Here is a 13,335-nt window from a genome sequence, read left to right on the forward strand (position 1 = left end):
GTCACCCTAAAATTATAAAATACGCAATGATACAAAAAATTAATTGTACCAAATAAAAAGCTAAAACTACCTTTTGTTCCTTCCAGCCCTTTTGTTCAAAATGATGATGTAAAGGACTCATTAAAAATACTCTCTTGCCTCTTGTTTTAAAGCTTACTACTTGAATAATTACAGAAAGAGTTTCTATAAAATAAACTCCTCCTGCCAAGGGAAGTGCCAGTGGTAAATTTAATAGGACAGCTATTGCTGAAACAGCACCACCTAAAGCAAGTGAACCTGTATCCCCCATAAATACTTTTGCAGGATATTTATTATAAATTAAAAATCCTAATAAAGCTCCCAAAAGGCAAATGCAGAATAATAATATTTCCATCCTTTGTAATTTATAGGCACAGATTGCAAAAAATCCCAAACAGATTATAGTAACTCCGCTAGAAAGTCCATCAAGACCATCAGTCAGATTTACAGAATTAACTGTACCCACAACAACAAAAATTATAAAAGGAATATAAAAAATTCCAAAAGAGCAAAATTGATTAATAAATGGTATAAAAACCATAGTATGCAAATTTTTTGAATTATATTGGTAGACTAAAAGAATAAGAGCCACTAAAATTTGTAAGAGTAATTTTTGTATGGCTGTTAGTCCTAAATTTCTCTTTTTTACAACTTTTATATAGTCATCAATAAATCCAACTCCAGCAAAAGCAAAAGTTGCAAACAAAAGCATGAATACAGAAAGTTTAAAATTTGTAAATATTAAAGTTGTTATAAGAATAGTTATAAGGAATATAAGCCCACCCATAGTTGGTGTCCCACTCTTTTTCAGATGAGATTTTGGTCCATCTTCCCTAATACTTTGCCCAGCCTTTAATCTCCTCAAAATTGGTATAAATATTCTACCCATAATTAAGGCAATAATAAAATTAACTAATAATACTACGATAACTTTCATCTTAATCTCCATGATTTATATTTTTTTTGCTTTTTTTATTTTTATCTTTACTTTTGCTATTTTCTGAATTTTTATTCTCATAAGAATTTCCCTTGGTTCTCAAGATATTTTTTTCTTTATTTGAATTATTTTCATCGTCTTTAGCTGATGAATCGCCTAAGTCTTCTAGGACAATTTCAACAAGCTCATCTTTGTCTAATTTTTCACCCTTTGCCGGACTTTGTGAAATAAAGTATCCGTCGCCTTTGATATTATACTCTAATTTCAATTTATTTAAAATACTTTCAATTTCTCTTTTACTCTTTCCAGACAAATCCGGCATAGTAATTTTTTCTTGGTTATTATTTTCAATAGCCAAATCTACTATACTACCATAAGGAACATCTACATCTTGAGAGGGATTTTGACCAACTATAACCGCAGTATCTTTTATATCATTAATATTGGTATTAAACCTCAAACCTTTTTCAATTAAACATTTGCCGCCATCTTCTATAAGTTTACCTGTCACATCTGGAATACTAACAAGTTCCTTTTTATCATCTTTAACTTCTTCAGTCTTTGGAACTTTTAAATAATTTAATATTCTATCCATTATTTGACCACCAACTGGAGCTGCAACTGTTGAACCTAAAATTTCACCCTTGGGATTTTTCACAATAACAAGAACGGTAATTCTTGGGTCTTGAATAGGGGCTACACCAATAAATGAAGCAATGTAAGCATCTTCATAACCTGTTCCATCTTTTTTTACAATTTCCGCAGTTCCTGTTTTTCCACCAATTCTATATCCAGGAACTTGTGCTCTTTTACCTGTACCATTTTTTACAACTCTTTCCATAAGAATTCTCATAGTATCAGATGTTTCTTTTGAAATTACCCTTCTTAATACTGACTTATCTTTCTTCTCTATTACATTATCATTTTCATCTACAACCTCTTTGACAATTCTAGGCCTGTTTAAATACCCACCATTACTTATAGCAGAAACTGCATTTATTAGTTGAATAGGAGTTACGGCAATTCCATGACCGTAAGACATAGTGGCAAGTCTAACATCACTTATTGAATCAGGACTAGATGGTATTAAACCTGAAGCTTCTCCATTTAATTCAATACCCGTTCTTTGTCCAAAACCATAAGCCTTTATATACCTTAAAAAATTTACCCTACCAAGTTCTAAACCTATCCTAACAAAAGATACGTTGCATGATTGTTCCAAGGCTTGTGCCATTGTTTTTGGACCTCTCTGGTGAGAAGTACACTTTAAAATAGCTCCATCAATATTAACCTGACCAGTACACACATAAGTTTTATCTGGACTTGTTGTATTCTGTTCAAGAGCTGATGAAGCGGTTATTAATTTGAAGGTAGATCCTGGTTCATATTGGTCATTAACATTGAAATTTCTCCAGTTATCATACCAAATATTTGTCTTTTCCTCATCAGTATAAGATTTCCAATTTTTTTCTTGATCTTGGTTTATAGGCTCTTTAGGATTATTTAAATTATAATCAGCCTTAGATGCCATTGCTAAAATTTCTCCACTTTTAGTATCTTGAACTATAACATCAACTTGGTCGGCCTCATTTTTTTTCAGAGCATCTTGAGCAGCAGATTCAACGAACTGTTCAATATTTGAATCAAGTGTCAAAACAACCGAATAACCTTCCTTAGGCGCAAAAGTTTCTTCTTCTGTCAAGGGAATAATATTATGAGCGTTGTCTTTTTGAGAAACATTTTTTCCTGGAATTCCTGTTAATTCTTCATCAAAAGATGCCTCTATACCATATTGTCCCAAATTTTCATCATTAGTAAAACCTATAACATATGAAGCAAGATTATTAAAAGGATAAAATCTTCTTATTACATCATCAACTGACATGGCTTGAAGATTGTCTTTTTTTTCTTTACTTAAAGTGGATCTTTTGTCCCTTAATTTCATAGCCATAGTCCTGTCAATATTAGAAACAAGACGTACAACCTTTGAACCCTTCATTTTTTCAAGAACTTCTTCTTGGTCAACTTGGCAAATTTCAGAAATTATTTTGGAATCTTCTAACAATATTTTATTTTTTCTTTTCTTATAATCGCTTACAGATTCATTTTTTACTCGTTCGAGATATGACATATTATAAAAGACATTAGCCTTGGAAATATTTATAGCTAATTCCTTCATATTCCTATCATAAATAATTCCCCTATTAGAGCTAATAACTTCTGATTTTGTTATCTGATTTAAGGCATCAATTGTTAATTTTTCAGATTCAACAACTTGTATATATAAAAGCCTAAAAATTATTACAATAAATAAAATAGCTAGAATAAGAAAAAATATAAGAGCTGAATTGTTTACTCTCTGCCTTTTTTTAAGGAAAATATTTTTATCTTTTCTAGCCTTATTTTTTAAAATTCTCAATTTATCCCCCTACTCATTTTGGAAAGATCTAAGAACAGACACTATGGGACTTAGGAACACGTTATAATTAACATCTCCTTGTGGTTTTTTTGTTTTTGTATCAATATAAACTATTTGCCAATCGTCAGGATATACCATACCTAACTTATACATAGCAATATCGGCTACCTCAATTTGTGATTTAATGCCCTTTAAATCTCCTGAAAGAGTCATTTTTGTTTTCTTAAGTTCATTTATCTCATGTTTAGTACTCAAAATTTGCCTGTCAAGCCCAGCTATTTGCGAATACATAAAAGTACTTGCAGTAATCACCATAGCTACAATAATCATAGTAAACAAAAGCGGTTTATTTCTAAAAATACCATGACTCATTTTTATATTATAATTTCTTTTTAATTTTTTTGTATTAGCAATTATTTTCTTTGTCATGACTTACCTCTAACTTCTCAGCTACTCTAAGCTTTGCACTATGACTTCTGTTGTTATTTTTAATTTCCTCTTTAGTCGGCACTATAGGCTTTCTTGTAATTATTTCTATCTCTCTTTTTTTATCACAAGTACATATGATTTGCTCAGGTGGGCAGACACAATCACTATAAAGGTATCTAAAGGCATTTTTTACAATTCTATCTTCAAGAGAATGAAAGGAAATAATAGCAAGTCTGCCACCTGGATTCAATCTTTCGACAAACTTATATATAGATTTTTTTAAAACATTAAGTTCGTCATTTACCTCAATTCTTAGAGCTTGAAAGGTCCTTTTTGCTGGATGTGGACCATCTCTTCTAGCTCCTTTAGGTACTGCCTTTTTTATAACTTCAACTAAATCAAATGTAGTGTTAATTTTCTTAATTTTTCTTTCCTGAACAATAAATTCAGCAATTCTTTTAGCCCAATTCTCTTCTCCATATTCCTTAATAATCCTATAAAGTTCATCTTTAGAATACTCATTAACTATAGTTTTTGCCGTTAGGGGTAAAGTTTTATCCATTCTCATATCAAGTTCACTATCAAACCTATATGAAAATCCCCTTTCTCCTTTATCAAATTGGTAGGATGAAACTCCAAGGTCCAAAAGAATACCATCAACTTTTTTTATATGTAAACAATCTAAAATTTCTTCAAAATTCTTATAATTTGTGTTGAAAAGTTTTACATTTTCATATTCACTAAGAACTTCATGTGATTTTTTTATAGCATCCTTATCTTGGTCTATACCGATTAACAAACCACTGTTATTTAAAATTTTTGCAATGCCTTTGCTGTGACCTGCTCCTCCGATAGTTGCATCCATGTAAATTTTATTTTCTCTTATATTTAAATTTTCTAAAACCTCATTATAGAGAACACTTACATGTTTAAATTCCATTATATCCCCAGCTCTGACATCTTTTCAGCTAATTCTTCATAAGTTAGACCTTCTTCAGAATTATATTTTTCCCAATTTTCTTGTGACCAAATTTCAGCCCTATTTGAAAGCCCTACAATCACAGATGAATCTTTTATATTTGCATAATCTCTTAAATTTTGTGGTATCAAAACCCTGCCTTGCTTGTCAATTGCGCAATCGCAGGCACCAGAGAAAAATGTTCTCACAAAAGAACGAACAGCCTTATTTGTCATAGGAAGTTCTTTTAGTTTATTTTCTATTTTTTCCCATTCACTATTGGGATAAAGAAATAAACATTCATCAAGACCCTTAGTCATAACAAATTCATTTAAGTCCTCTCTAAATTTTGATGGAATTGTAACTCGTCCCTTGGGATCTAGGCTGTGATAATATTCACCAATCAACATAATTTTTCACCACTTTATTCCATTTTGAACCATTCTTCTCCACTTGCCTTTATTTTACTACAAATAATTACCACTTGCCATTAAATTTATATGTTTTTTAAAATTAGGACTATAGTCCCCAACTTAAACCTACCAATCTCAGAAAAATTTTTATCTATAAACCTTAAAAATTTTTATAAAAAAACCAAACTCATAAAATGAGTTTGGTAAATAAATTTATATTAAGTTATTTATTATATTTTTAGTTTCTATTACCTACAAAATAAAAATCGCTTCCCTGACCTAATTTAGAATTAACTCCATAAGGAAATTTGTGCATATTCAAAATTGTCTTAACAATATAAAGACCTAGACCTGTACCAACACTTGGTCTTGTGTGATTATTTGAAACCCTATAAAATCTATCCCAAATATCTTTTATATCTTTTTCACTTATTCCTATACCATGGTCAATACAGTGGAATTCTACTCCCTTATCAGATTCAATAATTTTTAAAATTATTTCCTTATCATCTTTAGAGTAATTTATGGCGTTATTTATAAAATTATAAATAACTTGCTCAATCTTTTTCTTATCTGCTACTATTTTTGTATTTCCATGAGTATATATTTGGAAATTGATAGGAAAGCCCTTAAAATATTTAAATCTTTCTGCAACTTTTTCCACAACTTCAGCTAAGTCAAAATCTTGCTTTTTTATATCTTCAAGCTCTGACTCAACTTTTGAAAGGTCTAATAAGTCATTAACAAGGTTTGTTAAATTGTCAGCTTCAGAAATAATTGTATTTAAATGTTCGTTTCTCATTTTTTCATTATTTCCTGAAATATCTCTTATCATTTCACCATATGATTTTATTACAGTCAATGGAGTTTTTAAATCATGGCTTACATTAGCTATTAAATCTTTTCTAACCTCTATAGTTTTTGTCAGCTCATCTTTTGCATAATTTAATGTTTTTGAAAGATTATCAATTTCTGTGTATTCACCTTTTTTGAAATAAACATTGTAATCTCCATCAGCAAGAGCCTTAGCTGTATTTGACATTCTTACCAAGGGTTGAGAAAGTCTTCTTGATAGAAAATAAGCTAAAAACATACCGGAAAATAAGGATAAAATTGTTACCATAAGTAGTATCCTCTTTGTAACATCAACTGTTACATCCACAGGTTTTAGAACGGTATCAATAATTACATAATACTTTTTTCCACCATTTTCTCCCAAATATCCTGAATAAATAATTCTTGGTTCTGAGTCCTTTTCAAATCTCATGGTAGTAACTTTATACTTCAAATTTTCTCTTTCTAAAGTACCAAAAAATCTATCAAAAGTGTTCCTTGACATATAGGATTTTGAACTTTCTATCAATTGAAACCAAGTTACAGGATATATAATTGCACCATCTTCATCAAGTACAGATATTGTCAAACCTTTGGAATTTGTAAAATTTATTAAAGTGTCTTGAAAATTATCACTGTTATATTCATTTCTTAAAGTATTTCCAACTTTTGTAACTTCATGTATTTTTAGAGTTTCATATACATAAGAAAAAAGCACAGTTTGTAAAAGCCATAAAGTTATAAGAATAATTATTGAAAATAAGGAAAAATAAGTCCATAGTTTAAAGAGAATACTATTTTTATCAATTTTTATTTTTTTTATTTCTTTAATATTTTCATTCTCTTGTATCAAACTTATATCCTACTCCTCTTACTGTTACAATAAATTTTCTGTAATCCTTTATTGAATTTCTAAGCATTTTTATATGAGTATCAACAGTTCTATCATCACCAAAAAAATCATAACCCCAAACTTTATTTAATAAAGTTTCTCTTGAAAGGGCTATATTTTCATTTTTAACAAGAAAAACCAAAAGGTCATATTCCTTAGGTGTCAAATCTATTTTTTCACCGTCTACAAAAACAACCCTACCACCTAAATCAATTTTTAGACCTTGAAAAATCAAATTATCGTTGTTGGTAGTTTTGTTATTTCTATTTACTATGACATTTAATCTTGCCATAAGTTCTTTTGGCGAAAATGGCTTAGTTACATAATCATCAATTCCTATTTCAAAACCAAATAACTTATCATATTCTTCCCCTCTAGCAGATAACATAAGAACAGGAATATCTTTTATTTTCTTTATTTCTTTATAAGAGGAAAATCCATCAAGTCTTGGCATCATAATATCCATAACTATTACATCAAAATCATTTTCTTTGACTTTTTCAATAGCATCAATTCCGTCCACAGCCTCAACAACTTCATGTCCCTCAAATTCAGCATAGGTTTTTATCACTTCTCTAATTTTCTTTTCATCATCAACAACTAATATTCTAAACATATAATCACCTTTTTTAATTAAATAATAATATTGTGTTTATTATATGAAATAATAGTAAAAAGATAAAGGAAATCAAAAAGTATCTTCTAATAGATAGACTATCAATATCCTAAATCGTTGTAGACATTAAAGGAATAACTATTTGTAAAAGCTTCTTGTTCTAACTCATTATTTCTTAATTTTTCCCTAAATTCATCATCATTTAATCTGTTTTCAGATTGAAATTCGTAATAAGTTAGAACTGGTCCCCTGCCCATGTAGAGCTTTCCATTCAAGGCATAAACTACATACATATCATTTGAATATCCAAGACCAACTTCTTGAAAATCTCCTTCTTTTAATCCCCAAGTGTTTGCTGGTACCTGCATAATATCGGCAACAACAGCCATATCCCTTTGGGAAGAATCTTCAAGTTCCCAGAAAGCTTTAGCATTTGGATCTACAAAAGATATAAATATATTTTCCATTTCTCCTCCAATAGAAGTCAATCTATCGTTAGCTTCCTTGGATAAAGTAGAATTTTCAAGTTCACTAACTGAACACTCAATTAGAAATTTATTCAAATCTATAAAATTGTCAAATGCCTTTAATTGTTCCTCATCAAGTAAGTTTCTATCAGTTAAATTTTCTTTAGTGAAGTTTAAAAGATAATCAAGTCTTTCGTAAAGCTTGATATTTGGCTCAACAAAATTACAGATTTCAACATCATAACCTCCACCCATTTCAGCAGAAACAACTTCTGAATAAAGAATGGTATCATGCTTTAAAGCTGCCCAAAGTCCCAAGGCTGAACTTAAATTTTTCTTATTCCAATTTTCATTTTGCATAAATTTTGGACTTTTATTGCCATATGTGTTAGAAAATTCCTTCATTAAGGAGAAATAACCCCTATACAAATTTTTATTATAAAAATTTTCCGGCAAGTTTTCTACTTCGTCTCTTAAATTTTGGAAAATCTTAGGATATTTATCCCATTTTTTAATATCTTCATCCTCTTCTACAAGTTTTTGAGCTGTTTGGTTTCCAATAAGAGCCATGATTTCAATACCCTTATAAATTGGTTTTTGTGAGGGCCCATTACCACCAACATCTACAAGTTTTTGTGCCCATTTGTTATCAATTGGTGCTTTTTGCGGAATTATAGCAAAATAATTCCCCTTAAATCCTGCTATCTCTAACTTATCCTTATCTAAATCTTCACCAATTTTTTCTAAAACTTTCTTATCATTTAATTTGTTAATATCACTGGTCTTATCAAAATATTTCTTATAATATATTGCCATTTTAACTGGAGATGCTTTTTCAGATTCTTCAACTAAAAAATCCAAGGTACCTACAACATCAAGATAAATTTTTGATAATTCTTCATCTTTTAAAATATTTTTAGTAGCAAGCAAAGAACCAATTATATTTCCATAATTTAGCTGATTTTCATCTTTAATATAGAATTTATTTTGTGAATATAACATATTAAGTTGAAAATATTTTTTTAAATTTTCACTCTTAGTGTAATGACCACGAACTTTAAATTGAGAATAATCAAAATCTTCTCTACTGATATTTGAAACTAAAGATTTTTCACTTCTAATATTTTTGTATTCATCAGATGCTAAATTAAAAATTTCTTCGTCTACCCTTAAATTATTATCTGACTTTATTAAATTATCACCTATTATAAATTCGCCCGTTTCAAAAAGTATAAGATTTTTCTTAGCTGCTTCTTTGACTGTATCATCTTTAGCTTCCGTATAATCTTTTATTGCATACTCAAGCATTTTTGAATTAAAGTTTTTCAACATTGGTAAAAACTTATCCTCTTCAATTTTTCTCAAAGTGTTGTCATAAAAAACATGATAAAGATGAACCATAGAATCAGTAGTTACAAAATTTGACATACTTAAATATTCGTTATATTCGTAAGTTTGAAAAGGCTCTTCACTGCCATAGGAATTATCAACATAAAATCCATCTTTTATAATATGTTCTTTAACCTTATCTGGAATTGTAATTTCATCATAATAGGCTTGCAAATTTGTAATGTTAGATAAATCTTCTTTTACATCAATATTCGTATAGTTTACCTTAACATCTCTATGAATTTCGTCCACATCCTTGATTGTATTTTTCAAGGGTGATTCTTCCATGTTTTCTTCTGCTATTTGACTTTCACCTGCAGCTGAATTTTTTTGCATTTGCTTATTATTTTTAGAACATCCACTAAAAATCAAAACAATAAAAAGAAAACTAACTAATAACTTTTTCATATATTTTCCACCTTCCTTTATCCTTAACAAGGATATTCCCATTTTTAAACTTTATATCTTCATATTTTTCCAAATTATAAGTATAAATTCTTTTAAAAGAAAATTTATCATATATGTAAACTTCTACATTTTTACTATTTCTAGTCTTTAAGATAGCATAAATTTTTGAAATATTTTCTTTTTTTACCATGTAATCTAATAAGGGTTTACTGAGCCTTGATGAGCGATATTTAGGGACGAATTTATCTGTAAAATTATAAATAAATATCCTCTTTGCCATAACTCTGTGATGAGGAGATTTCTTGTAGACACCAAAAATAATCTCTTGGGTCTTTTCCTTATCCATTTGACAAATATCAACTTTAAAAATATTAAATTTATTTTTGCCCTTTAATTTTATCTTGAAGCCAGCCGCTGGAACTGATATTGTATTGGCATAATTAGAAAATCTTGGTCCAAGACATATAACTTCATCTTCCATATTATTATTTCTAATAAAACCCTTGTCCTTATATTTTGGAACTTCCTTTGCATTGAAGAAAAAAATTATTAAAATTAAAAAAATAAAAAATAACCTTTTCATAACTCCATCATATCATTTTTAGATATTTCTTACAAACACAAATATTTTTTAATCTTTCTGATTTTTCACAAGAAAAAAGCTGCCTTAAGCAGCTTAAAAATTTATTTATTTAATTTTTCGTTTAAAAGTTTATTTACAATCTGAGGATTGGCTTTTCCATGTGATTCTTTCATGACTTGACCTACCAAAAATCCTAAAGCTCTATTCTTTCCATTCTTAAAATCTTCTATGGATTGAGGGTTTGAGGATAAGACCTTATCAACAATTTTTTCAATTTCACTTGAATCAGAAATTTGAACCAAACCTAAATCTTCAATAATTTCGTTGCACTTCTTACCAGTTTCAAACATCTCTCTTAAAACTTTTTTACCTGCATTATTATTAATTTTATTTGATTTTATAGCCTTCAACAGTTCAATAAATTCCTTGTCTTCAAAAGGCAATTCAAATTTTTCGTTATTTTCAATATCAATTCTTCTTAAAATTTCAGTCAAAGTCCAGTTCGAAAGCATATTATAATCATAAAATTCCTTGGCGATTTTTTCAAAAAATTCAGATAATTCTTTTGATGATGTTAAGATATTTGAATCATATTCATTGAGATTATATTCTTTTTTAAATCTTTCCTTTTTAGCATCAGGAAGTTCCGGCATACGGGATAAAATTTCTTTTATATCATCATCACTTATAACAACTGGTGGCAAATCTCCTTCGGGAGCAAACCTATAATCAGAAACTGTATATTTTACCCTCATCAATATTGTTTCATTTTTTGCATCATCCCAACGCCTTGTTGTTCTGATCTCGTCAATATTTTCTTCAAGAATTTTTTTGTGTCTTTGAACTTCAAAATCTATTGCCTTTTCAACACCTCTAAAAGAGTTGATGTTTTTTACTTCTGTAACAGCAGTTTTTTTACCGCTTTCTTTATCCTTTATATTGACATTAACATCACATCTCAAGGAACCTTCTTCCATCTTGCAATCAGAAATTCCTAAAAATGTTAGAGTATTTTTTAATTTTTCTAGAAATGCTCTAGCTTCTTGTCCTGAAGACATATCTGGCTTTGTTACAATTTCAATAAGAGGAACTCCACACCTGTTATAGTCCATTAAAGTTTCTCCCTCTTCTGTGTGCAAACTCTTACCAGTATCTTCTTCCATTTGTATTCTAAAGATTCCTATTTTTTTCTTTTGATCCCCAACTTCAATTTCAAGGTATCCATTTTCACATATGGGTTTGTCATTTTGTGTAATTTGAAATCCCTTTGTTAGATCCGGATAAAAATAATTTTTTCTATCAAATTTAGATTTATTATTAATCTTACAATTCAAAGCATTTGCCGCCATTACAGCATAATTTAAAACATTTCTATTTAAAACAGGCATTGCTCCAGGAAGTGCTAAACATACGGGGCATACTCTTGTGTTGGGTTCCCCGCCAAAGGAATTTTCACAGCTACAAAATGCCTTAGTTTTAGTAGATAATTCAACGTGTATTTCTAAACCTACTATTGTTTCATAACTCATAATAAACTCCTTTCAAATCCAAAAGCTGCATTCAATAATTCTCTATCTTTAAATCTTTTTGCTGTAAATTCTATACCTACTGAAAGCCCCTTTTCATTTTTTGGCATAGGTATAGAAATTGAAGGAGAACCTACCATATTTGCAGGAATTGTAAATAAATCTCCTTGATAAATCTCAACAGGTGACATATTGTTGTCAATTTTAAAAGGATGGATGGGATATGTTGGACAGATCATAATATCATAATCTTTAAACATTTTTTCCATATCTCTTTTTATAAGTCCACGAACTCTTAGAGCCTTATAATAAAATTCGTCAGCTAAATCCAAAGATAAAATATGAGTTCCGATCATAATTCTCCTTTTAACTTCCTCTCCGAATCCCTCTGCTCTTGATTTCCTATACATTTCTTCAATATTTGAAAAATCATCAGCCCTATGACCATAGATTACTGAATCAAACCTTGCCATATTTGATGCGATTTCTCCATTAACTAAAATATGATATGTTTCTATCACATATTTTAAAGATTCAATAGGATATTCTTCAACTATTGCACCATTTTTAAGTAAAATATCAATGGCTTTGTCAAATTCAGCCTTTACATCTTTATCTAAATCCATATCCATGTATATAGATGGTATAGCAACCTTTAATCCCTTTAAATTATCAATTACATTTTCGTAAGAAAATTCTTCTTTAAGAGATGGATTTCCAACAGATGTCGCATCTTTTTCATCTCTTCCTTCTAACATTTGTAAAAGCATAGCAGTATCGCTGACATTTTTACCAATAACACCAACTTGGTCAAAGGTATTTGCCATTGAAGAAACTCCATATCTTGAAATTGTACCATAAGTTGGTTTCATTCCGACTAATCCACAAAAAGATGAAGGTTCTCTAACACTTCCCCCTGTATCAGTACCAAGAGAAATAGCTGCCATTTTTCCAGCAACAGAAGCAGCAGATCCACCTGAAGAACCTCCTGATACTAAAGAAGTATCCAAAGGATTTTTTGTAACTCCAAAATAAGAAGTTTTTGTGCTGGCTCCCATAGCAAACTCATCAAGATTTACCTTTCCTAAAATAATTCCGTTATTTTCCTTTATTTTTTTTACAACTTCTGCATCATAAGGGCTAACATAATTTTCAAGCATTTTTGATGCACAAGTCATCCTTAAACCCTTAACTGCAATATTATCTTTAATTGAAATTGGAATCCCAGCCAAAGATGTCAATTCATCCCTATTTTTAAATTTTTCGTCTATTTCTTTTGCTTGTTTTAAGGCTTCTTCTTCGTTAAGGCTGATATAAGCATTGATTTTGGAATCTTTTTCTTTTATTTCTTTAAAATATTCTTTTGTTACTTCTACAACGCTAAAATCTCTATTTCTATAGCCGTTTGCTAAATCCTTAACTGTTAAATCAACAATTCTCATATAA

11 protein-coding genes are annotated in these 13,335 nt (G+C 29.5%); all 11 read right to left on the reverse strand.

The window, feature by feature from the left end; all coding sequences use genetic code 11:
• Window position 1: 1 nt before the first annotated feature.
• A complete protein-coding gene (mraY, locus tag F594_RS0105265) occupies window positions 2–955 on the reverse strand; it encodes a phospho-N-acetylmuramoyl-pentapeptide-transferase (RefSeq protein WP_019034801.1) in 954 nt (317 codons plus the stop codon).
• A gap of 1 nt (window position 956) precedes the next feature.
• Window positions 957–3,374 (reverse strand): penicillin-binding transpeptidase domain-containing protein, encoded by a 2,418-nt coding sequence (locus F594_RS0105270; RefSeq protein WP_019034802.1) that lies wholly within the window; start codon window positions 3,372–3,374, stop codon window positions 957–959.
• A 9-nt stretch (window positions 3,375–3,383) separates the two neighbouring features.
• Window positions 3,384–3,803, reverse strand: coding sequence for a cell division protein FtsL (locus F594_RS0105275; protein ID WP_009344759.1), 420 nt, complete (start codon window positions 3,801–3,803; stop codon window positions 3,384–3,386).
• Window positions 3,781–4,743 carry a 16S rRNA (cytosine(1402)-N(4))-methyltransferase RsmH gene (rsmH, locus tag F594_RS0105280; RefSeq protein ID WP_019034803.1) on the reverse strand — a complete coding sequence of 321 codons (963 nt, stop codon included), beginning with the start codon at window positions 4,741–4,743 and terminating at the stop codon, window positions 3,781–3,783. The genes F594_RS0105275 and rsmH overlap by 23 nt, the downstream gene beginning before the upstream one ends.
• Entirely contained in the window at window positions 4,743–5,171 is a 429-nt protein-coding gene (gene mraZ / locus F594_RS0105285; protein WP_019034804.1) for a division/cell wall cluster transcriptional repressor MraZ, read from the reverse strand. Before mraZ ends, rsmH begins: the two co-directional genes overlap by 1 nt.
• Before the next feature lie 241 nt (window positions 5,172–5,412).
• Window positions 5,413–6,861 carry a sensor histidine kinase gene (locus tag F594_RS0105290; RefSeq protein WP_019034805.1) on the reverse strand — a complete coding sequence of 483 codons (1,449 nt, stop codon included), beginning with the start codon at window positions 6,859–6,861 and terminating at the stop codon, window positions 5,413–5,415.
• On the reverse strand, window positions 6,845–7,516 hold the full coding sequence (locus tag F594_RS0105295) for a response regulator transcription factor (RefSeq protein WP_004825583.1): 672 nt from the start codon (window positions 7,514–7,516) through the stop codon (window positions 6,845–6,847). The genes F594_RS0105290 and F594_RS0105295 overlap by 17 nt, the downstream gene beginning before the upstream one ends.
• A 101-nt stretch (window positions 7,517–7,617) precedes the next feature.
• The gene (locus F594_RS0105300; RefSeq protein ID WP_019034806.1) at window positions 7,618–9,780 is read right to left on the reverse strand and encodes a DUF3160 domain-containing protein; all 2,163 of its coding nucleotides are present in this window, start codon (window positions 9,778–9,780) and stop codon (window positions 7,618–7,620) included.
• On the reverse strand, window positions 9,761–10,363 hold the full coding sequence (locus F594_RS0105305) for a hypothetical protein (protein WP_019034807.1): 603 nt from the start codon (window positions 10,361–10,363) through the stop codon (window positions 9,761–9,763). Before F594_RS0105305 ends, F594_RS0105300 begins: the two co-directional genes overlap by 20 nt.
• Before the next feature lie 101 nt (window positions 10,364–10,464).
• The gene (gatB, locus tag F594_RS0105310; protein ID WP_019034808.1) at window positions 10,465–11,892 is read right to left on the reverse strand and encodes an Asp-tRNA(Asn)/Glu-tRNA(Gln) amidotransferase subunit GatB; all 1,428 of its coding nucleotides are present in this window, start codon (window positions 11,890–11,892) and stop codon (window positions 10,465–10,467) included.
• Window positions 11,889–13,331: an Asp-tRNA(Asn)/Glu-tRNA(Gln) amidotransferase subunit GatA gene (gene gatA / locus F594_RS0105315; RefSeq protein WP_019034809.1), complete on the reverse strand. Its 1,443-nt coding sequence runs from the start codon at window positions 13,329–13,331 to the stop codon at window positions 11,889–11,891. The genes gatB and gatA overlap by 4 nt, the downstream gene beginning before the upstream one ends.
• Window positions 13,332–13,335 lie beyond the last annotated feature (4 nt).

This window comes from Peptoniphilus lacrimalis DSM 7455, assembly GCF_000378725.1.
Classification (GTDB): Bacteria; Bacillota; Clostridia; order Tissierellales; family Peptoniphilaceae; genus Peptoniphilus_A; species Peptoniphilus_A lacrimalis.